This is a genomic window from Pseudonocardia sp. P1 (assembly GCF_000178675.2).
Taxonomy (GTDB): Bacteria; Actinomycetota; Actinomycetes; order Mycobacteriales; family Pseudonocardiaceae; genus Pseudonocardia.
The window spans coordinates 5,289,498-5,310,785 of the sequence record NZ_ADUJ02000001.1; the positions used below are offsets into that span (position 1 = coordinate 5,289,498).

A 21,288-nucleotide genomic window follows, 5' to 3' on the forward strand; every position below is an offset into this window, starting at 1 on the left:
CGGTCCCACCGAGGAAGGAGGCCCCGTGTTCCGCTACACCGCCGAAATCCTGCCCTATCACGACGTCCCGTTGGACACCGCGCTCGGCGAGCTGTCCGGCCTGGGCTTCACCGAGGTCAACCTGTGGTCGTCGGCCCCACCGCTGGCTGCGCACATCGATCCTGGCGACGACCCGTCCGCGATCAACGCGGCGCTGCGCCGGCACGGGCTCACCGCGTGCGGCCTGACCTGCTACGGCAAGAACCAGGAGGAGGTCCGCGACCGGCTACGGCTGGCGCACGACCTGGAGGTCGACACCGTGGTGTTCGACTGCGAGGCGCACTACCCGGTGTTCGTGTCCGAGTTCCTGCCGCCGCTGCTGGACGAGGCAGAGCGACTCGGAATCCGGATCGCGGTGGAGAACCACCTCACGGTGCCCTTCAGCGCCGACTTCGAGTCCGGTGCCGGCGAGGAACAGCGTTGGGACGAGGGCGTGGACAGCCTCGTCCAGATCAAGCGGCTGCTCGCGGACCTGCACCACCCGAACCTGGGCATCTGCCTGGCGCCGCCGCACCTGTGGGTGATGAACGAGTCGATCACCGAGACGATCGGCTACCTCAGCGAGCGGGGCAAGCTCTTCCACTACTACGTCTGGGACATCGACCACGCCTATCGGCGCGGGGTGGACGGGCTCAACTTCGGCCCGGGCGAACGCCAGCTGCCCCGTCCCGACGGCGTGCTCGACCACGCCGTGCCCTTCGCCGCGCTGGCACGGTCCGGGTACACCGGAGCCGCCAGCCTCAAGTGCCACGGCACCGCGGGCTGGCCGCTCGAGCAGATCACCCGCGAGCTGCGCGGCGCCGACGCCTACGTCCGCGAATGCCTCCGACAGGTGAGCGGATAGCGCCGCGCCGCCGAGGTATCCGTGCACGACCGAGATCGAGGAGAGACAACCGATGGACCGGATGACCGGCAAGGTCGCCCTGGTGACCGGTGCCGCCCGTGGACAGGGTCGCGCGCACGCGGTCACGCTCGCCGCCGAGGGAGCCGACGTCGTCGCCGTCGACGTGCCGGGTGAGATCGGCACCGCGCAGTACCCGATGGGTTCCGCGGACGAGCTGGCCGAGACCGTCCGCCTGGTGCAGGCGCACGGCCGGCGGGCGTTGGCGGTGCGCGCCGACCTGCGTGACACCGTCGCCGTGGAGGCGATGGCGCAGCAGGCGATGACCGAGTTCGGCCGGATCGACGCGTTGGTCTGCAACGCCGGGTTCATGAGCGCCGCGGAGAACACCTGGTCGCTGACCGACGCCCAGTGGGCCGACATGCTCGACGTGAACCTGACGTCGGTCTGGAAGACCACCCGCGCCGTCGTGCCGCACATGATCGCGGGCGGGAACGGCGGCGCGATCACGATCACCGGCTCCACCGGCGGTCTGCGCGCGGTGGCCGGGTGCACTCACTACAACGCGGCCAAGTACGGCTGCATCGCGCTGATGAAGACCCTGGCGTGGGAGTTGGCACCGGACAACATCCGGGTCAACGTCGTGCATCCGACCGGGGTGGACACCGACATGAGCAACAACGACTGGTTCGTGCGCTGGCTGGGCGAGCACGAGGACCTGGCCGAGCCGATGCGCGGCAACCGGATGCCCGCCGAGGTGGTCCAGCCCGAGGACGTCTCGAAGATGGTCGCCTTCCTCGTCTCGGACGACGCGCGCTACGTCACCGGCGTCGAGCACCGGGTCGACGCCGGCTTCATGATCAAGTGAGTGAGGAGCGGAACCACATGCAGATCGTCGACCATCATGGCGACCGGGTCCGGCACGGCCGGGCCACCGTCAACGGCGTCCGGTTGCACTACCTGACCGCGGGCGAGGGCGAGCCCGTCCTGCTCCTGCACGGCGTGCCCAAGACCTCCTATCACTGGCGGCACGTGATCCCGTTGCTCACCCCGCACTACCGGGTCGTGGTGCCGGACATGCGCGGGCTCGGGGACTCCGAGCACGCCGACGGCGGCTACGACATGGCGAACGTCGCCGAGGACTTCGCCGCGCTGATGACCGAGCTCGGCCACGAGCGCTTCCGGGTGGTCGGCGAGGACTGGGGCGCCGCGGCCGCCTACCAGCTCGCCGCCCGCCACCCCGACCGCGTGCAGCAGCTGGTCTACCAGGAGATGATCCTGCCCGGGTTCGGGCTGGAGGACTACTCGTTCCTGACCCCGGACAACGTGCGCAGCTACGTCTGGCTCTGGCACATCAACTTCTACTCGGTGCCCGAGTTCCCCGAGATGCTGATCAACGGCCACGAGCGGGAGTACTTCTCCTACTTCATGAAGCACGAGACGCACGACCCGTCGGCGATCACCCCGGACGCGCTCGACGAGTACGTGCGCTGCTACTCCTCGCCCGGCGGCGTGAAGTGCATGTGCGAGATCTACCGGGCCACGCTCACCGACGGCGACCAGAACAAGGAGTCCGCGAGGACCCGCCTCCCGATGCCGGTGCTGGCCGTGGGCAGCGAGCACTTCATCGGCGCCGACAACGAGCGGCAGATGCGCGAGGTCGCCGACGACGTGCGCGCGGTGATCCTGCCGTGGGGCCACCAGCTCGCCGAGGAGTCGCCGGCCGAGCTGGCCGGGCACTACCTGCGCTTCTTCGCCGGGGAGACGTCATGACCTACGCGGTCCGTGACGGCCGGCTCGTCGACCCGGACGGGAACCCGTTCCTGTCCCTCGGTCTCAACCACACCGACGAGACGGCACTGAAGTACCCGCGCAACGTCGACGTGTGGCGGGAGCGCTACGGGTCACGGCAGAGCTGGATCCGGGACGGCGTCGTCGCGGACCTGCGCGGGTGGGGGTTCAACACGCTGGGGTGGACGAGCGAGTACGTCGCGGGCGGCTGGGGCGAGGCGCTGGACTGGTTCGGCGACCCGATCGACCTCAAGCACTCCGAGCAGTGGTCGGCCGCGGAGCTGCGCGGCACCGGGATGCCCTATGTCGCCCAGGTGCGGGTGGCCGAGATCGAGGACTGGAACGGCCACCCGGCGTTCCGCCCGCTCGACGACGACTTCGCCGACTGGTGCGACCACCTGGGCCGCGCGATCGCGGCCGAGCATGCCGACTCGCCGGACCTGCTCGGCTACTTCCTGGTCGACATCCCGGCCTGGTTGCCGCACGCGTCCGGGCGGGACTTCGCCGAGCTCGCCGGCCTGGACGCGGCCGCACGGGAACGCAGGCTCTACGACGTCGCCAGCCGGTACTACGAGACGATCGCGACGGCGATCCGTCGCTACGACCCGCACCATCTGATCCTCGGCGACCGGTTCAACGGCAACAAGGGGATCCCGGAACCGGTGCTGCGCGCGATGGCCCCGCACGTCGACACGCTGTCGGTGCAGTACTTCACCGAGCCCACCGACGAGTCCCGTCGCAGGATGCACGACGACCTGGCCCGCTGGCGCGCTCAGTGCGGGGACAAGCCGGTGATCGTCGCCGACGTCGGGAACTGGACCCCGACCGAGCTCAACCCGCACCGCGAGGGCATGGCCGACCACGCAGCCCGCGGCGCGGACTACGGCGCCGCGATGGGGGCGCTGCTCGACGAGCCCTGGTTCGCCGGGTGGCACTGGTGCGGCTACGTCGAGAACACCGGTGGGCGCGGCTGGGGGCTCAAGGACCCGTGGGACGAGCCCTACCGGCCTCTCACCGACGCGATCACCGAACACAATCGCCGCGCGGCGGCGTACCGGAAGGAGAACTGAGATGGGGCAGCTGGACGGTAAGGTCGCGGTGATCACCGGCGGCGGCCGCGGGCAGGGACGCGCGCACGCGATCCGGCTCGCCCGGGAGGGCGCCGACATCGTGACCTGCGACATCACCGAGCAGGTGGGCTCGGTCCCGTTCGACACCGGACGCCCCGGCGACCTGGACGAGACCGTCGCGCAGGTGGAGAAGCTGGGCCGCCGCTGCGTCGCCCTCGAGGGCGACGTGCGACGCACCGCGGACATGGCCCGACTGGCCGACGCGGCGATGAGCGAGTTCGGCCGGATCGACGTCCTGCTGGCCAACGCCGGGATCCTGAGTCTGTCGGACAACACCTGGGAGCTCACCGACGAGGCCTGGGACGACATGATCGACATCAACCTGACCGGGGTGTTCAAGGCATGCCGGGCGGTGGTCCCGCACATCAGGGCGGGCGGCGACGGCGGCTCGATCGTGATCACGTCGTCGATCGCGGGCCTGCGCGGGGTGGCCGGTTGCACGCACTACACGGCGGCCAAGCACGGCATCGTCGGGTTGATGCGCACGCTGGCCAAGGAGCTCGCGCCGGAGTCGATCCGGGTGAACACCATCCACCCCACCGGCGTCGCGTCGCCGATGTCGAACAACGACTTCTTCCCGCAGTGGCTGACCGAGCACGAGGAGCTGGGGAACGCCATGCGGTTCAACCTGATGCCGGTGGACGCCCTGCCCGAGGCCGACGTGTCCGAGGTGATCGCGTTCCTCTGCTCCGACGCCGGAAAGTGGATCACCGGGACGACCGTCCCGGTGGACGCGGGTTTCATGCTCAAGTAGGCAGCCGGAATCCCGCATCGACAACCTCGGCGGGCTTCCCGGCATCGCCGGAGACCAGCGGTGAACGGTGGGGCCGGGCGTGGTCGGAGACGGCGACGTCCGGGCCCCGCCGCGGGCGGCGGTGACCGCGGTGGCATCGTCGGGCCCGGGCCGGACCACCTCCGACGGCGCCGTCCACGAACTGCGCCCCGGTCCAGGACGGCGACGAACGAGTACACCCCGGCCCGGGATCATCTGCGCGTCGCCCCTACCGCGGCCATCGACATCGCAGAACAGCCGATCTGCCCTGGTCGGGGCGTCGGCGCACAGGACCGCGCCGGTGACACCCGGGTCCGCGCGCCGCGCGCCACAGGCTCCTCACGACCGGCGCACGGCGGTCTCGGCCCGGCGTGAGTGGCGGGCTGAGGCTCGGCGTTCAGTTGGGGTCGAGGGGGCCGTCGTCCATCAGGCCGTCGCCGTCGGCGTCGGTGCCGCACGCGGCGGTGCCGTAGTCGGCGCTGGTGGGATCGGAGCAGGTGTACTCGCGGTGGTCGCCGACGACGTCGCTGTTGAGCTGCTCCAGGTAGTCGCGCTGGGCTTGTTCCTTGGCGGCGTTGAGGGCTGGGCAGTCCTTGTTGACGATGATGCCGTCGATGACGCGTGCGTCGGCGGCGGGTTCGCAGGTGTAGCGGGGGCGGGAAGCCGCGGCCGCGGCTTCGGCGAGCACGTCGTCGGCAGCTGTGCGGGCGGCGGCGACCGTGTCTGCGGCGGAGGACGAGGCGGGAATTGCGATCACGGGGGACCTGTCGACCGCTGGGCCGGTGGTGACGAGCGGGCTGGGCGTCGGCGCCGTCACCGTCTGCGAGGCGTAGACCGTGCCCCCGCTCGTCACGCCGACGGCGACGACGGCGGCGCTGAGGAGAAGTTGGACGGTGCGGCGCATGGCGTGTCCCCGGGAGTGGATGTGCGACTGCGGTCGGCCGGTGTGTCGTCGTCCGGGAGGGGGCGTTAGCTGCGGCCATCCGGGCTCATCAGATCTGACGAGGCGCTCCGGATGGTGGTTCCGCCAGTGACCTGCCTCGCATCCGTGTGGAGTCCGACGTGGCGTCAGGGTGTTCGGTGATCGGACCGGCTCCCGACGAGAGGTCCCGACCATGACCGACCAGACCATGCCCGTCCGGCTGACCGACGCCGACTACGCCCGTGCGGAGCAGATGCTCGCCCCGTACCGGGCCCGGCTGATCCCGGACGCTGCGGTGGTCCCACAGTGGTCCGCCGACGGCTCCCGGTTCCGGTACCGGTCCGGGACTCGGCACGTCCTGGTCGACCCGGCGACGGGATCCCGACGAGACGCGTTCGACCACGAGCGGCTCGCCGTGGCACTGTCGGAGGCGTCCGGGCACGCGGTGGTGGCCGACGATCTGCCGCTCACCTCGGTGGAGTTCGAGGTTCCCGACCGGGAGCCGGACGTGGTCCGGTTCTCTGCGTTCGACACCGGGTGGGAGTGGTCGGACCGGGCCGGGACCTGCATGCCGGTCGAGGACGAGGGTCCCCCGGTGGGACCGGGGGAGATCGCGTCACCGGACCGGGAGTGGGTGGCGTTCCGCCGTGACGGTGACGTGTGGGTGCGCAGCCGGGACGGCCGGCAGGAGTTCGCGCTCACCGACGACGCCGAACCGCACTGGGACTACGGCGGGTTCCCCGAGGCGGCCACGAAGGTCAAGCTCCCCTTGCTGGGCATGGGATCGCTGCTGCTGGCGGAGTGGTCGCCGGACTCCACCCGACTGATCACTCACCGGATCGACCAGCGCGAGCTGCCGGAACAGGTCCTCGTCGAGGCAGCGCCGAAGGGCGGCGAGCGGCCGGTGGCTCATCGCGTCCGCTATCCGATGCCCGGCGACGAGACGCAGGCGACGATGACCTGGCACATCCTCGACGTCGGCACCCGCCGGAACGTGACGGCCTCCGGTGGGCCGGAGGTCCTGACCTCCCCCTACGCCCTTTCCCGGCGGTGGTGGACCGGGAAGAACGGCGATGCGGTGCACGTGTTGCACCAGTCCCGTGACGGACGCACCCTGCAGCTGCGCCGGCTCGACCCCGGCACCGGCGCGATGACGACGCTGATCACCGAGACCGCCCGTACCCGGGTGGACCCCTCGCCCTACCTGCACGTCCCGCCGCTGCTGCGCGTCCTGGACTCGGGCGAGATCCTGTGGTGGTCCCAGCGCGACGGCTGGGGCCATCTCTACCGCTACGCCGCCGGCGGTGAGCTGCTCGGCCGGGTCACCGGCGGGCAGTGGCTGGTCCGCCGGGTCCTGTGGGTGGACCAGGACCGCCGCCAGGTCTGGTTCCTGGCCTGCGGGCTGCACGCCGATCCCTACATCCGCCAGATCTGCCGGGTCGACCTCGACGGCGGCGGGTTCGTGCGGATCACCGACGACGATCTCGACCACGACGCCCTCGCCCCACCACTCGGTGGCTACCTCCTCGACCGCGCATCCACGGTCGACGTGGCGCCCCGGGCGAGGGTGCTCGGCGGCGACGGGGAGGTGCTGGTCGAGCTGGAGGATCCGGACACCGCAGCACTGGAGGCGGCCGGGTGGACCCCTCCGGAACGATTCCGGACGACCGCCGCCGACGGGCGCACCCCGATCTACGGTCTGCTGTGGCGTCCGCACGGCTTCGACCCGGCACGGCGCTACCCCGTCGTGGACCACGCCTACCCCGGACCCAACATCCACCGCGCCTCACCGGCGTTCGGTGACCTGTTCACCGGGGAGCCCGAGGCGCTGGCGGCACTCGGCTTCGCGGTCGTCGCCCTCGACGGCCGCGGCACCCCGGGGCGCAGCCAGGCCTTCCTCGACCACTCCTACGGAGACCTCGGCATGGCCGCGGCTCTGGACGACCACGTCGCCGCCATCCGCGAACTCGGGCGCCGCCACCCGTGGCTCGACACCGACCGGGTCGGGATCACCGGCCACTCCGGAGGCGGGTTCTTCACCGCCAGGGCGCTGCTGACCCATCCCGAGTTCTTCTCCGTGGGCGTCGCCCAGGCCGGCCCGCACGACTTCTCGATCTACCTGCCGTTCTGGGTCGAACAGAACCACGGGGAGATCACCGAGAGCACCCGCCCGAAGCTGGTCAACACCCCGCACGCCGGCAACCTGCGCGGCAAGCTCCTGCTGATCGACGGCGAACTCGACGACAACGTGTTACCGCACCACAGCATGCGCCTGGTCGACGCGCTCATCGACGCCGACGCCGACGTCGACATGCTCGTCATCCCCGGTGTCGAGCACAACTTCACCGGCCGCTTCCACTACGTCACCCGGCGCACCTGGGACTACCTCGTACGACATCTGCACGGCACCGAACCCCCCGCCTACTCGCTCGCACCGTTCCCCGAGATGCCCAGCTGGGCCGTCGACCCCTCCGACTGATATCCCGGGAGCACGCCGGAGCCACGAGCCGAACGAGACGCCGAGCAGCGTTCACCGCCGTGACAGGGCTGGCCGGCGCGTTGTAGTGCGTCTCGGACGGGGAATCGTCTGCTTCACGGTGGCGTGCAATCAGCATCGGTTGACCACGGTCGAGTACGGAGCGTCGTGTCGTGGGAACCCGTAGGTTCTGGCCGGTGAGCGCGAGCCTCGCTAGGCCTCTCAAACTGGCAACGCAGGTTCGATTCCCGTCGTCCGCTCAACGCTCTTCGCGATATGACTCAAGATCGACAGACAGAGTCGTGACATCGCTCGTCGTCAACCCCCGAGCCCGCAGGGTGCCAGAAGGGGCAGCATCGACGTCCTCCCCGAGCGAGGCGTTGCGCGTGCGCGTCCACGGCGGCCACGACCCGATCATCAAGCGTCGGCACAACCTCGTCGACATCGTCCCCGCCGGTCCGGGTCTGGAGAAGCAGGCGTACGCCGTCCGGGACCGGATGCTGCGTGAGATCGAGGAGCGCCCGAACCCGCGAAACGAGCGCGACGGTGGCCCACCTCCTGGAGAAGCACCTCGAGCAGCAGTCCTCCGGGGCGTCCAACATGCCGCAGCTTTGCCACGGGTACGTGAAGAAGTGCATCGGACAATTGTGACGGTGGCGCGGCTGAATGGGCGAAAGGCGAGTCGGTCCCGCCGTGGGGAGCACGGCGGGACCGGGGTGTGCCGCCGGGTCAGACGTCGGCGGCACGCTTCTCGGCGAACCTGCGCCAGCCCGTCCAGGCCAGTCCGGCGAGGAGCAGGAGGTAGAGCACGACGGTGATCGGGCTGGAGACCAGGACGGCGGGGTCGTTCTCGGAGTTGCCCATGGCGTCGCGCAGCGAGTACTCGGCCAGCGGGCCGAGGATGACCGCGATCAGCACCGGTGCGACCGGGATGTCGTAGAGCCGCATGGCGAGTCCGAGCACACCGATGACGAGCATGATCACGAGGTCGACGGTGCTGGCCCCGGCGGCGTAGACACCGAACGCGGCGAACACGGCGATGCCGGCGTAGAGGTAGGACTTCGGGACCCGCAGCAGCTGTGCCCACAGTGGTGCGAAGGGCAGGTTGAGGATCAGCAGCACGATCATCGCGAGGAAGAACCCGGCGAGCAGGGCCCAGACGATGTCGCCGGAGCGTTCGAGCAGCAGCGGTCCGGGTTGCAGGCCGTACTGCTGGAACGCGGCGAGCAGGATCGCCGCGGTCGCCGAGGTGGGCAGGCCCAGTGCCAGCAGTGCTCCCATGGCGGTGCCGGCGGTGGCGTTGCCGGCGGCTTCGGGGCCGGCGACGCCCTGGATGGATCCCTTGCCGAACATGGGGGTGTCGCGGCGGCGGTCGAGGCGGCGTTCGGTGCCGTAGGCGAGGAAGGTGGGGACCTCGGCGCCGCCGGCGGGGATGACGCCGAAGGGGAGCCCGTAGCCGGTGCCGCGCAGCCACGCGGGCAGCGCGGCGCGGAACTCGGCGCGGGAGAGCCAGGGGCGTCCGGTGGGCAGGACGGTCTCCTGGTCGGTGGTGCGGCCGAGTTTCGCGGCCTGGTGGAACACCTCGCCGAGGGCGAGCAGGGACACGGTGATCACGACGATGGAGATGCCGTCGAGCAGGGCGGGGAAGCCGAAGGAGAACCGTGGGCTGCCCGAGGGCTGGTCGATGCCGATCAGGGCCAGGGTCAGGCCGATGGCCAGGGCGGCGAGGCCGCGGATGGCGGAGTCGGCGACGACCGCGGAGATCGCGACGAAGGCGAACACGGCGAGGGCGAGGAACTCGGCGGGCCCGAACCCGGTGGCGAGCTCGGCGAGGGTGGGGGCGAAGAACACCACCAGCACGGAGGCGATCATGCCGCCGATGAAGGCGCCGATGGCGGCGGTGGCCAGTGCCTGGGCGGCCTTGCCGCGCTGGGCCATGCGGTAGCCCTCGAAGGAGCTGGCGATGGCGGTGGAGTTGCCGGGGGTGTTCATCAGGATCCCGGCGATGGAGTCGCCGAACAGTCCGCCGAAGTAGATGCCGGTGAACATGATCAGGGCGTTGGTCGGTTCGAGGACGAACGTCAGCGGCAGCAGCAGCGCCACCGCCATCGACGAGCCGAGGCCGGGCAGGACGCCGACGGCGGTGCCGAGCAGGGCGCCGAGGAAGACGAACAGCAGGGCGGAGGGGCTGAGGACGTCGGCGAAGCCGCCGAGCAGGTTGGTGAGCTGGTCCATCACAGGCCACCTCCCAGGAGGCCGACGAAGCCGGCGGGCAGGGAGATGCCGAGCAGACCGCTGAACACGACCTGGATCGCGGAGGCCAGTGCGAGGCCGGCCAGGACGACCGGCAGCCACCTGCGGTTGCCCAGTGCGGCGGCGACGGCGGTGAACAGGCCGGTCGCGGAGAGGATCCAGCCCAGCCAGGGCAGGACGACGATGAAGGCGACGACGCCGCCGACCGCGGTGAGCACGGCCGGGGCGTTCACCCCCTCCGGATCGGTGCGCTCCGCGGGCTCCTCGTCCGTGTCACCGGCGGCCGTGTCCCCGGAGGCCGGGGCGGGGCCGTCGGACGCGCCGGCGGCGACCGCCGGCTCCGGGGTCCGGGCGGGGGTGTCGTACTCGCGGCGCGGCCGCAGGATGTCGAAGGCCAGCCCCACCGCGACGACGAAGCACAGCACCGCGACGATCCACGGCATCGTCGTCGGGCCGAACAGGCCGCCGTCACCGACGACCTCCATCGTCAGCGTGCCGTAGACCAGGAACAGCCCCAGCGCGGTCAGGATCGCGGGCACGACCAGCGCGCCCCTCGACAGATGTGGCGGACGGCGGCTCATGCCAGCCCCAGCTCCTTCAGAAGATCGTCGACTCGGGCCTGTTCGGTGACGAGGAAGCGCTCGAACTCCGCGCCATAGAGCTCGTTGCGGTCCCACCGGTTACGGTCGATCGCCTCGGCCCAGGACTCGGTGCCGACCATCTCGCGCACGATGGTCTCGAGTTCACGGCGGTCGTCGGCGGTGATCCCGGCAGGGGCGACGATGCCGCGCCAGTTCACCAGGTTCACCTCGGGCAGTCCGAGCTCGGTCATCGTCGGAGCGTCCACGCCCTCGAGACGGTCGGGTGCCACGACCGCCAGTACCCGCAGCTGGCCGGCGTCGACGAGGTCGCGGAAGTCGTTGTAGCCGGAGATCCCGACGCCGACGGTGCCGGCTGCGCTGGAGAGGAGGCTGAGCGTGAGCTCGCCGCCTCCGGCGTGGGGCGTGTAGACCATACGATCCACCGGGACGCCGCTGGCCTGAGCCAGCTGCCCGGTGATCAGGTGGTCCACCGAACCGGCCGAGCCTCCACCGACGGGAATCGCCGCCGGGTCGGCCCGCCAGTCGGCGAGGAACTCCTCGAGGGTGGTGTACGGCGAGTCCGCGGGTACCGCGACCACGTCGAAGTCGTCCGAGAGGCGTGCGATGGGGGTCGTGTCCGCCATGGAGACGCCGCTGTCCGACTGCCCGATGCCGCCGAGCATCGCCGAGCCGGTGATCATCGTCGTGGTCGGCTCACCTGCGAGTCCCTGTAGCTGGTTGAGCCCGATCGTCCGGCCGGCGCCGGGGATGTTCACGACCTGCACGGTGTTGACGATGCTGCCGGTGCGCATGGCCTGCTGCGCCTCGCGGGCGGCGAGGTCCCAGCCGCCCCCGGCGGCCGCGGGGGCGATGACGCTGAGGTTGGAGCGCGCCGCCTGACCCTGCCCGGAACGGGCGGCGTCGGCGAACGCGGTCACCGCGAGAGCGGCGACGAGAACGATTCCCAGGGCTGCAATGACCTGCCGTCGTGGCATAGCCGGAGACGCTCGCAGGTCGGGGATCCTCTGCCAATGGATGAGGGTCGGAAATCGCTCCACCTGTGATGGAGCTCAACTAGGTATAGCTTATAAGCTGGCTGAGCGCTATCGTCGCCCCCTACATCAGCGCGCAAAGGAGCGGTATGACGATCTGCATCGCCTACGGTCCGACCCCCGAAGGGGCGGCTGCGCTCGAGCTCGGGATCGCCGAGTCGCGGCTGCGTGACACGCCGTTCGTCGTGCTGGCCACCGAACGCCAGGAGCGTTTCGACGCCGATGCCCACGACGGGGCCACCGTACGGTCGACGATCGAGGCTCTGCTGGCCCGGATGGCGCAGGTCGGCGACCCGGGAGGCCGTGTCGACGTCGTCGACGACGGAGGTGACGCCGCGGAGGCCCTGCTCGACCTCGCGGCCGGGCACGGGGCGACGCTACTGGTCGTCGGGGTGCGGCGGCGTAGCCCGGTCGGCAAGCTGCTGACCGGTAGTACGGCGCAGCGCCTGATCCTGGATTCGCCGATTCCTGTACTCGTCACCCACGCGGCGCGCTGACCTGCCGGCTGGTTGCGGAGCCGGTCCGCGGGTTCGTCTCAGCACGGGAAGGCGCATATTCTCGCTATTAGGTTATAGCTGCCGTCCCTCTGAGTTGCGCACAGTAGACCCGGAATCGGTGGCCGCACCCCTCCGGCGGGCGCCCCGTTGTCGGGCGGCCCGCCGGAGGGGGTCACCTCCCCGTTCGGTTCTCGTCGTGCTCGTCGTCGAGGACGAGGCTGCGTGTGACGTAGGGCAGGATCCCGCCGTGGCGGTGATAGGTCTGATCTCGCACGGTGTCGAGCCGGACCACGGCGCGGAAGCGGAGATCGTCGGCCTGCACGTCGACCTCGGCGGGGTATCGGCCGGGTTCCGCGCCGGTCAGCCCGGTGATGGAGAAGGTCTCGTGGCCGCTCAGCCCGAGCGAGGCCGCGGACTCGCCCTCGCGGAACTGGAGCGGCAGGACTCCCATGCCGATCAGGTTCGACCGGTGGATCCGTTCGTAGGACTCGGCGAGGACCGCGCGGACCCCCAGCAGGGCCGGCCCCTTGGCTGCCCAGTCGCGCGACGATCCCGTGCCGTACTCCCTGCCTGCCACGATGATCACGGGGGTTCCCTGCTCGCGGTAGGAGAGCGCCGCATCGTGGACGTCGGTGACCTCGCCGTCCGGGCCGATCGACCAGCCGCCCTCGCGGTCCGGGACGAGCCGGTTGCGCAGCCGGATGTTGGCGAAGCAGCCCCGCATCATCACCTCGTGGTTCCCTCGGCGGGAGGCGTAGGTGTTGAGCCCGGTCCGGTCGACGCCGCGTTCGAACAGGTGTAGGGCAGCGGGTACCCACCTCGGTATCGCACCGGCGGGGGACATGTGGTCGGTCGTGATGGAGTCGCCGAGCAGCAACAGCGTGCGGGCGTCGACGATGTCGGTGACCGGCGCGGGCCGGGCGCTCATGCCGTCCAGGTACGGAGGGCGACGGACGTAGGTGGAGCCGGGGTCCCAGGCGAAGGTCTCACCGGTGGGTGCGTCGAGGTCGCGCCACCGGCGGTCACCGGTGAACACGTCGGCGTAGACGTCGGTGAAGGTCTCCGGCCGTACGGTCTCCTCCACCGTCCGGCGGACCTCGTGGGGGTCCGGCCAGATGTCGCGCAGCAGGACCGGCGCGCCGTCGGCGTCGAACCCCAGCGGGTCGCGGTGGAGGTCGATGTCCATCGTGCCCGCGATCGCGTACGCGACGACCAGGGGCGGGGAGGCGAGGTAGTTCATCCGGACGTCGGGGTTGATGCGGCCCTCGAAGTTCCGGTTGCCCGACAGGACCGACACCACGCTGAGGTCGTGCTCGGCCACGGCGGTGGCGACCTCGGGGATCAGCGGGCCCGATGCCCCGATGCAGGTCATGCACCCGTATCCGGTGAGGTGGAAGCCCAGCTCGTCGAGGTGGGTGGTGACTCCGGCCCGCTCCAGGTAGTCGGTGACCACCCGCGAGCCTGGGGACAGCGTCGTCTTGACCCAGGGTCGCCGGCGTAGCCCGCGGCGCACGGCGTTGCGGGCGAGCAGTCCCGCGGTCGTCATGACAGCCGGGTTGGACGTGTTGGTGCACGAGGTGATGGCCGCGATCGCGACGCTGCCGTGACCGATCTCGTGCAGTCCCCCGTCCAGCTCGATCGCGACCTGTTCGCGGGCGGGGGTGGAGCGCAGCTCGCCGCGGAAGGCGCTGCGGGCCCGGTCGAGCGGAACCCGATCCTGCGGCCGCCGGGGGCCGGCGAGGGAGGGGACCACACTCCCCAGGTCGAACTCGATGTCCTCGGAGTACAGCTTGGGCCGCTCCGGGTCGTGCCAGAGTCCCTGGATACGGGCGTAGCTCTCGATCTCGGCGACGCGCTGCTCGTCGCGGCCGGTGAACCGCAGGTAGTGCACGGTCTCGGCGTCGATCGGGAAGTAGGCACACGTCGCCCCGAACTCGGGGCACATGTTCGCGATGGTCGCCCGGTCGGCGAGCGGGAGCCGGGCGACCGCCTCGCCGTGGAACTCGACGAACTTGCCGACCACACCGTGCCGGCGCAGGAGCTCGGTCAGTGTCAACACCAGGTCGGTGGCCGTCGCACCGGCCGGAAGGTCGCCCCGCAACCGCACGCCCACGACGTGCGGGACCAGCATCGATACCGGCTCGCCCAGCATCGCGGCCTCGGCCTCGATCCCGCCGATGCCCCAACCGAGCACCCCGAGCCCGTCGACCATGGTGGTGTGCGAGTCGGTGCCCAGACACAGGTCGGGGTGGAGCAGGTCGCCGTCGCGCATCACCACGCGGGCCAGGTGCTCCAGGTTGATCTGGTGCATGATCCCGGTGCCGGGCGGGACGACCGCGAAGCCGTCGAAGGCGTCGCGGCCCCACTTGAGGAACCGGTAGCGCTCGGCGTTGCGGCCGTACTCGATGTCCACGTTGCGCTCGAGCGCGTCCGGACGCCCGAACACGTCGGCGATCACGGAGTGGTCGACGACGAGCTCGGCTGGGATCGCCGGGTTGATCCGGGTGGGATCGGCGCCCAGCTCGTGGGCGGCGTCCCGCATCGCGGCCAGGTCGACCAGCGCCGGGACACCGTTGGTGTCGTGCAGGAAGATCCGCGACGGGTGCAGCGCGATCTCGGTGAGGTGCACGTCGGGGGCGCCCCACCGGCACAACGCCTCGATCTGGTCGCGGGTGACGACCACGCCGTCCTCGTGCCGCAGGAGGTTCTCCAGCACGATCCGCAACGTGTAGGGCAGCCGGTCGGGCGCCACTCCCGCGAGGGGGTGGACGCGGTATGCGACCTCCCCGACCCTCAACGCCGAGGTCTGCCGCAGGTCGGGTGGTCCCTGACTGGTCGTCGTCACTGTCACTCCACGTCGCCGCCGCACTCGTCGATACCGGATGCCCGGTTTCTATAAGTTATAACGAGCATTGGTCGACGAGTCCAGCGGCGATCGTGTGCGCTGCATCCCGGACGTGCCTGTTCCGCACTCACGGCCCCTCCGCTAGCCTATAAGTAGCGAGAGGAGATCGATGGCCGACACGAACCCGTACGCGACGAAGAGCGACTACGCGTATCTCACGCTGCGCGAGATGATCCTCGGCGGGCAGGTCGAACCCGGTGCGGTGCTCAACCAGGCCACCCTCGCCCGCACGATCGGTATCTCCACGACTCCGCTGCGGGAGGCGTTGCGCCGGCTGTCCACGGAGGGACTCGTCGAGCTCGGTGCGCATCGCGACGCCCGGGTGACCGGCCTGTCCGCCGAGGAGGCCCGCGACCTGCTCGAGATGCGTCGTTCCCTCGACCCGCTCGCCGTCGGGCTCGCGGCCGAGCGCCGCACACGTGATGACATCCGCCGCATCCGCGAGGCGGCCGTGGCGGTGTCGCCGCTGCCCGAGCGCCCCGCTGCCCACGACCTCGACGCGCACCGCCGCTTCCACGCCGCCCTCTACGGCGCCTCGCACAACGAACTACTGATCCACACGCTCGACGGACTCTGGGACAAGGCGGACCGCTACCGACGGGCCGCGCTGCCCGACCGCACCCGGGACGAGCGCGACGAGAAGGCGCACGAGCACGTCGCACTCGTCGACGCCGTCGTTGCGGGCGACTCCGAGGGGGCGTCCACGCTCATGTTGCGCCACATCGACACCAGCCTGGGGGCGAAGGCCGCAGCTCGTCTGGCCGCACGGGCTCACCCTTCGGCATCGGCCTGACGCACTCCACCACCCACCTCGCACCACTCAGGAGAAGATGTGCCCACGAGCAGTCCCGCGACCGCCGATCTCGCCGACGAGTACGGGGACTCCCTCTACTCGTCCGACACCCAGTTCCGTCAGTACGGAGGGCGGGCGGCCTTCGGCGGAGCAGCGGTCACGCTGCTGGTGCACGACGACAACCTGCTCGTGAAGGAAGCGGTGTCGGAGCCGGGGGCGGGCAAGGTACTGGTCATCGACGGCGGCGGGTCCTGCCACTCGGCCCTGCTCGGCGACAACATGGCGGCCAAGGCAGCGGCCAACGGCTGGGAAGGGATCATCGTGCACGGCGCGGTCCGCGACGTCACCGCGCTGCGCGGCCTCGACATCGGTATCAAGGCGGTCGGCTCCAACCCGCGCCGCAGCGGCAAGACCGGCTCCGGTCGCCGCGATGTCACCATCGCTCTCGGCGGTGCCACCATCACGCCTGGAGCCCACATCGTCAGCGACGACGACGGGATCGTCGTTCTTCCCCATGGCCGGTAGACCCTCCTCTGGAGCGGCTCGCACCGATCGACGAGGTCGTCACATGGCGTGCTCGACGCGTAACCAGCGGACGAACCCGCCGGCGGCGGTGAGCACGGCAAGAGCGACCAGGAGCCCGCCGGTGGCCGAGCGGATTGCGGGGACCGGGAAGGCCGGGACGAGTTGGACGACGACGACACCGACGGCGAGCAGGGCCAGCGAGATCCGGACCCAGGCCAGGTAGGTGCGTTCGTTGGCGAGCGTGAATCGGTAGTCGGGCTCGTGTTCGGAAGTGCTCGCGGCCGGCGTGTCGATGCTGCTCACGGTCGGGCTCCAGAGAAGATCCGATCGGGTCAGGTCTGGACGGTGACGGCGATCGAGGGCCACGAGTTGTTGATGTAGCCCTTGGGGTTCCACAGGCTGGCCGCGTGCTCGGGTTGCAGGGCCGCGGTGTTGTCCCAGGCGCGGGCGACGATCTCGTGCTCGCCGGGCGGCGGGGTGATCGTGGTGCGCCACAGTCGCCACGCCCACGGGCTGAGCCGCTCGTCGAGGTCGGCCTGCTGCCAGGTCCGGCCACCGTCGGCGGAGACATCGACACGCACGATGTCGCGGTCGCCTCCGGCGAAGGCGTATCCGCTGACCCCGATCGGCCCGGTGGGCAGAACGGCGTGGTCGTCGGGGTGCAGGATCGCGGAGTTCAGCGCGACCGCGGTCAGTTCGACGCCGTCGCCCGGCGCCGGATCGCCGTGGTCGGCGGGCAGGAGCCGGTAGGCGCTCTGCTGGAAGAAGTTGTCCGAGGGCCGGTCCTGGGCGGTGATGCGCTCGATCCATTTGACGCTGCGGGCACCGATCCACCCCGGCACCACTACGCGCACCGGCGCGCCGTGGGCGACGGTCAGGGGTTCACCGTTCATCTCCCACGCCAGCAGGACCTCTGGGGAGACGGCCTTGTCGGCGGCGATCGATCCTCCGTAGGAAGCCGGAGGTGTCGCCTCGGGTGCGACGTCGGGCGCCACGAACGCGATGTCGGTGGCGCCGGGGTGCATCCCGGCGGCGTGCAGGACATCGGCGAGCCGCACGCCGACCCAGCGGGCGGTGGACGTTGCTCCCGCGCCCCAGGGGTGCTGACCGGGGATGTCGCGGACGCCGAGGAGCTCGGCCCGGCCGTTGCCGGCGCACTGCAGAGTGGCCACCACCTCGTGGTGGTCGAACTGCTGCCGCAGATCGTCGAGCGACAACGTCAAGGGTGTGTCGACCAGACCGTCGACCTCCAGGCGCCACTGCTGCGGGTCCAGATCGGGCATCGCGCCGTGGTTACGGCCGTAGAAGGTGTCGACCGGAGTGATCGCCAGATCGGCGAGCGCGGCGGGCGGCGGTTCTGCGTTGTAGGGGTCCTGCTCGTGAACCTGCATGTCGGGGCGCTTCGTGCCCGCGGGCATGGACTCCTCCTGCGGATCGGTCGTACAGCGGTCGTCGGGTGTGAGATCCACCGTGCAGCACCACCGATCTGCGCGGTAGACGCCCCGAGGTTGTGTACCCACAACCTCCGCTAATGGCCGTCGGCGACCGCAGCTGGAGGACCTGGATGAAGCCCGCGCACTTCCTTCCGAACTGGCTACGCGGGTTCGATTCCCCTCGCCCGCTCCACTGTCTGACCAGCGGAAATCAGACCGGGTCTGATCGTGAGACAGACTTCGTGCATCAAACGTGGTCCGGCCAGTAGATGTCACTTCACGGGCCGCCGTTGGCACGTTTGACCTGCGCGAACGTCAGATGCGAAGGGATTCGCTGCTGCCGATCCGCGGGCCCGCCTGCCCGCCGGGTGGCTCCGGCGCGTCAGGGGTGTGGGGGCGTACTGAGTAGAGCGTCACCCAGTGATCGCGTTCCGGGTCGTGGAGCATCTCGGTGTCGACGTCCAGCCAGCCCCGCTCGGGGTGTCGGATGCGCTTGAACGCCGATCGCCAGAACCCGACCTCACAGTGCTCCCACCGCTCTCGGAACTCGGGACGGACCGTCAGGTCCTGGATCAAACCGAGCAGGTAGGGGTCGTCGGGATAGCGTGCCAGCGCGGCACGTAGCTCCGCCGTGGCCACTCTCAGGAGCTGGTCGATGCCGCCGGCGTCAAGGAGCTCCGTGAAGACCGGCGAGGTGAAGGCCCGGTGGACGATGTTGCGGCCGTAGCTCCCACCACCGGTGACCGACCCGAAGAGCTCCCTGGCGAAGGAGTTCAGGGCGACGACGTCGAGCCGGCCGTCGTGGACCGTGATCGGAATCGCCGGGCCGAGCTGATCGATCAGACGTAACAGGCCTGGACGGACGGCGCCGGACGGCTCGGACGGCGTGGGCGGCAGCTCGCCGGCGAGCCGGAACAGGTGGTCCCGTTCAGCGGCGGTGAGCTCGAACGACCGGGCGAGCGCGGCGAGGACATCGCGGGACGGCCGCGGCGCCCGCCCCTGCTCGAGCCGCGTGTAGTACTCGACAGAGATGGACGCGATCTCCGCCAGCTCCTGGCGGCGCAGGCCCGGCACACGACGATGGGAGTGCCGGGAACCGCCGGCACCGGTCGGCGGGGTCATCGTCGCCCGCCGGCTCCGGAGGAAACTCCCGAGATCCGCCCCTCCAGCGTTCTGCACGGCACCAGTCTGCCGCGCTCGACGCACCGGAGGCTGGCCCTGTCGGAACCAGGCTCGCCGGGAGCTTCTCCACCTGCGGCGCGGCCAGCACCGTCGTTCCCGACGGACGCCGGATCCATCGGATCACGGCGAGGTCCGTCGACCACACAGACGGAGGAACGACCCGTGCCCACTGCCACCCACACCATCGTCATGACCGGCGCCACCCGAGGCATCGGCCTGGAAGCCGCGCAGGACCTGCTGCGGCGCAGCCCGGAGGCACATCTCGTCGTCCTGGCCCGCGCGGACTCCGCCGCACAGGTGCTGCCGCGACTGCGGGCCGTCTCGCCGCACGTGTCCACCATCGAGGTCGATCTGGCGAGCACCGTGAGTATCGACGTCGCCGCGTCCAGGGTGGAGGACCTGCTCGACGCCGGCGAGTTGCCCGCGTTGGACGGTATGGCGTTCAACGCTGGGGTACACCTCGACAGTGCTGTGCACGCCACCGTCGACGGATACGAGACGACGTTCGCGGTCAACGTGCTCGCGACCCATCTGGTGTTGCGCAGGCTGCACCCGCACCTGCGGGCGCCGGCCCGCGTCGTCGTCACCGTGAGCGACGCCCACTTCGGCGACCTCCGCCACACCGGGGGCACGTTCCCCGCGCCCGGCTGGACGACGCCGGAGGCGCTGTTCCGGCCCGGCGCCTACCCGCGTCCCACCACGGTGCGGGCCGGCCGGCGGGCCTACGCCACCAGCAAGCTCGGCGGCATCCACCTGGTCCACGAGTGGGCGCGCAGACTCCCCAACGGCGTCGACATCGTGGCCTACAACCCGAGCCTGGTCATCGGCACCGGTCTGGCCCGCGAGGCCGGCGGCGCCTCCGACCTCCTGATGCGCTACGTGGTCCCGCCGCTCGCGCTCACCCCACTGGTCGACACCCCTCCGGTCGCAGGTCGCAAGCTCGCCGACGTCGTCCTCGGGGCGACCGCAGCGCCCACCGGGTCCTACGTCCACCGCACCACTGTCACCGCGTCGTCGAAGGAGTCCTACGACGCGGGCCGGGAGGAAGAACTCTGGTCATGGCTCGAGGACACAGCCCGGGGCGTGAACAACGGGGCGAGTGGCAATCCCCGGAAAATCTGATCGGGGTCGACCCTGCGAGTCGATGATCCCCGCACTCGGCTCCGGGACACGACCCTCATCAGCGCGCGGCTGCCTGCCGGGCCCGCGGTCGCGAAGGCCGGTGATCGCGGCGCTCCCGTGCGCGGCCGCGCGGAAAGTGTCGACGGCGTCGGTGTGGTTGTGCCTGGACCAGGCCAACGCCGCGACGGCGGGCGGTCCCTCGATGGGAACGAACCGGACGTCCGGGTGGGGGAAGTAGGTGCGGGCCGGTTCGGCGTGAAGCCCGAGCCTGCCCGTCGCCGCGACCGCGGCAGCGACGCCGGCCGGGGATCGGACCTCGACGGCGCGGTCCAGGTCGCCGTGGCCGGCCCAGTCCGCGAGCCCGGACTGACCCACCGGGGTGATCCACGGACGGTCGGCCACGTCGCGGGGGGTGAGTACGTCGGCGTGTGCGAGATCGGATTCGGCGGGCACGACGACACAGCGATCGGTCACGCTCAGTGGCTCGACGACGAGGCCGTCCGCGCCGCCGACATCGTGGAGGACGGCGACGTCGACCTCCCCGGTCCGCACCGCGTCGTACTGCGTGGTCCAGTCCAGCTCGACGTAACGGATGCTGATGAGCTGGTCGGCGAGAAGACCCCGGGTGGCGGACCATCGATCTGCGAGGCCGAACCCGACCACGCCGATCCGCAGCTCCGTGTCATCGGTGGTCGCGGGTGTGGCGCGGAGGGCGTCGACGTGCTCCAGCGCGAGGCGGGCACGGGGGAGGAACCGTTCCCCGGCGGGGGTCAGCGCGACACGGCGGGTGGTCCGCTCGAACAACCGGACGCCGACCTCGCGCTCCAGCTGCCGGATCCTGCGACCGAACGGCTGGTCGGCGATGTAGTGCGCTGCCGCGGCCCGGCCGAAGTGCAGCTCCTCGGCGAGGGTCACCGCATAGCGCAGCGATCGAACGTCCACGTTCCACCTCCGCGCCGGCGAGCGTACTCGTC

The 21,288-nt window shown here is 70.7% G+C and carries 19 protein-coding genes; 10 read left to right on the plus strand and 9 right to left on the minus strand.

Features of this window, described 5'->3' with window-relative positions; all coding sequences use genetic code 11:
* Positions 1 to 25: 25 nt before the first annotated feature.
* From PP1_RS24500 to PP1_RS24520, 5 genes are read left to right on the plus strand one after another with little or no spacing between them, the layout of a single operon-like run.
* Positions 26 to 883, plus strand: a complete 858-nt coding sequence (locus PP1_RS24500; protein WP_010228599.1) for a sugar phosphate isomerase/epimerase family protein — start codon at positions 26 to 28, stop codon at positions 881 to 883.
* A 52-nt stretch (positions 884 to 935) separates the two neighbouring features.
* Positions 936 to 1,748 (plus strand): mycofactocin-coupled SDR family oxidoreductase, encoded by an 813-nt coding sequence (locus PP1_RS24505; RefSeq protein ID WP_010228601.1) that lies wholly within the window; start codon positions 936 to 938, stop codon positions 1,746 to 1,748.
* Between the two features lie 17 nt (positions 1,749 to 1,765).
* On the plus strand, positions 1,766 to 2,653 hold the full coding sequence (locus tag PP1_RS24510; RefSeq protein ID WP_033199347.1) for an alpha/beta fold hydrolase: 888 nt from the start codon (positions 1,766 to 1,768) through the stop codon (positions 2,651 to 2,653).
* The gene (locus PP1_RS24515) at positions 2,650 to 3,741 is read left to right on the plus strand and encodes a hypothetical protein (RefSeq protein ID WP_010228605.1); all 1,092 of its coding nucleotides are present in this window, start codon (positions 2,650 to 2,652) and stop codon (positions 3,739 to 3,741) included. Before PP1_RS24510 ends, PP1_RS24515 begins: the two co-directional genes overlap by 4 nt.
* Before the next feature lies 1 nt (position 3,742).
* Positions 3,743 to 4,555: a mycofactocin-coupled SDR family oxidoreductase gene (locus tag PP1_RS24520; protein WP_010228607.1), complete on the plus strand. Its 813-nt coding sequence runs from the start codon at positions 3,743 to 3,745 to the stop codon at positions 4,553 to 4,555.
* A gap of 415 nt (positions 4,556 to 4,970) precedes the next feature.
* Here the strand turns inward: PP1_RS24520 and PP1_RS24525 are convergent, their stop codons facing one another.
* On the minus strand, positions 4,971 to 5,477 hold the full coding sequence (locus PP1_RS24525) for a hypothetical protein (protein ID WP_010228609.1): 507 nt from the start codon (positions 5,475 to 5,477) through the stop codon (positions 4,971 to 4,973).
* A 211-nt stretch (positions 5,478 to 5,688) separates the two neighbouring features.
* Between PP1_RS24525 and PP1_RS24530 the strand changes: the two genes are divergently transcribed.
* Positions 5,689 to 7,974 (plus strand): S9 family peptidase, encoded by a 2,286-nt coding sequence (locus PP1_RS24530; protein ID WP_010228611.1) that lies wholly within the window; start codon positions 5,689 to 5,691, stop codon positions 7,972 to 7,974.
* Between the two features lie 726 nt (positions 7,975 to 8,700).
* Here PP1_RS24530 and PP1_RS24535 read toward each other — a convergent pair.
* The 3 genes from PP1_RS24535 to PP1_RS24545 are packed head-to-tail and all read right to left on the minus strand — an operon-like array spanning position 8,701 to position 11,800.
* Positions 8,701 to 10,206, minus strand: a complete 1,506-nt coding sequence (locus PP1_RS24535) for a tripartite tricarboxylate transporter permease (protein ID WP_010243265.1) — start codon at positions 10,204 to 10,206, stop codon at positions 8,701 to 8,703.
* Positions 10,206 to 10,805, minus strand: a complete 600-nt coding sequence (locus PP1_RS24540) for a tripartite tricarboxylate transporter TctB family protein (RefSeq protein ID WP_075314579.1) — start codon at positions 10,803 to 10,805, stop codon at positions 10,206 to 10,208. The genes PP1_RS24535 and PP1_RS24540 overlap by 1 nt, the downstream gene beginning before the upstream one ends.
* Positions 10,802 to 11,800, minus strand: coding sequence for a Bug family tripartite tricarboxylate transporter substrate binding protein (locus PP1_RS24545; protein ID WP_029240064.1), 999 nt, complete (start codon positions 11,798 to 11,800; stop codon positions 10,802 to 10,804). Before PP1_RS24545 ends, PP1_RS24540 begins: the two co-directional genes overlap by 4 nt.
* A gap of 146 nt (positions 11,801 to 11,946) precedes the next feature.
* Between PP1_RS24545 and PP1_RS24550 the strand changes: the two genes are divergently transcribed.
* Positions 11,947 to 12,354, plus strand: a complete 408-nt coding sequence (locus tag PP1_RS24550; RefSeq protein ID WP_010242706.1) for a universal stress protein — start codon at positions 11,947 to 11,949, stop codon at positions 12,352 to 12,354.
* A gap of 172 nt (positions 12,355 to 12,526) precedes the next feature.
* Here PP1_RS24550 and acnA read toward each other — a convergent pair whose 3' ends face one another.
* Entirely contained in the window at positions 12,527 to 15,199 is a 2,673-nt protein-coding gene (gene acnA / locus PP1_RS24555) for an aconitate hydratase AcnA (RefSeq protein WP_170918913.1), read from the minus strand.
* Positions 15,200 to 15,368: 169 nt separating this feature from the next.
* Between acnA and PP1_RS24560 the strand changes: the two genes are divergently transcribed.
* Both PP1_RS24560 and rraA read left to right on the plus strand, forming a co-directional pair.
* Positions 15,369 to 16,052 carry a GntR family transcriptional regulator gene (locus PP1_RS24560; protein ID WP_010242701.1) on the plus strand — a complete coding sequence of 228 codons (684 nt, stop codon included), beginning with the start codon at positions 15,369 to 15,371 and terminating at the stop codon, positions 16,050 to 16,052.
* Positions 16,053 to 16,091: 39 nt separating this feature from the next.
* Positions 16,092 to 16,577 (plus strand): ribonuclease E activity regulator RraA, encoded by a 486-nt coding sequence (gene rraA, locus PP1_RS24565; protein ID WP_010242699.1) that lies wholly within the window; start codon positions 16,092 to 16,094, stop codon positions 16,575 to 16,577.
* Positions 16,578 to 16,616: 39 nt separating this feature from the next.
* On the opposite strand, the gene PP1_RS24570 is transcribed toward rraA, so the two are convergent.
* The 3 genes from PP1_RS24570 to PP1_RS24580 all read right to left on the minus strand — a co-directional run bounded on the left by PP1_RS24570 (position 16,617) and on the right by PP1_RS24580 (position 19,216).
* Entirely contained in the window at positions 16,617 to 16,880 is a 264-nt protein-coding gene (locus PP1_RS24570) for a YidH family protein (protein WP_010242697.1), read from the minus strand.
* A gap of 29 nt (positions 16,881 to 16,909) precedes the next feature.
* The gene (locus tag PP1_RS24575; RefSeq protein ID WP_029240062.1) at positions 16,910 to 17,995 is read right to left on the minus strand and encodes a sulfite oxidase; all 1,086 of its coding nucleotides are present in this window, start codon (positions 17,993 to 17,995) and stop codon (positions 16,910 to 16,912) included.
* A 330-nt stretch (positions 17,996 to 18,325) separates the two neighbouring features.
* A complete protein-coding gene (locus PP1_RS24580; protein WP_337819681.1) occupies positions 18,326 to 19,216 on the minus strand; it encodes a helix-turn-helix transcriptional regulator in 891 nt (296 codons plus the stop codon).
* Between the two features lie 138 nt (positions 19,217 to 19,354).
* Between PP1_RS24580 and PP1_RS24585 the strand changes: the two genes are divergently transcribed.
* A complete protein-coding gene (locus PP1_RS24585; RefSeq protein WP_010242691.1) occupies positions 19,355 to 20,314 on the plus strand; it encodes an SDR family NAD(P)-dependent oxidoreductase in 960 nt (319 codons plus the stop codon).
* Here PP1_RS24585 and PP1_RS24590 read toward each other — a convergent pair.
* Positions 20,249 to 21,256, minus strand: coding sequence for a LysR family transcriptional regulator (locus tag PP1_RS24590; protein ID WP_139323927.1), 1,008 nt, complete (start codon positions 21,254 to 21,256; stop codon positions 20,249 to 20,251). The two genes, PP1_RS24585 and PP1_RS24590, sit on opposite strands and share 66 nt — an antisense overlap.
* Between the last annotated feature and the right edge of the window lie 32 nt (positions 21,257 to 21,288).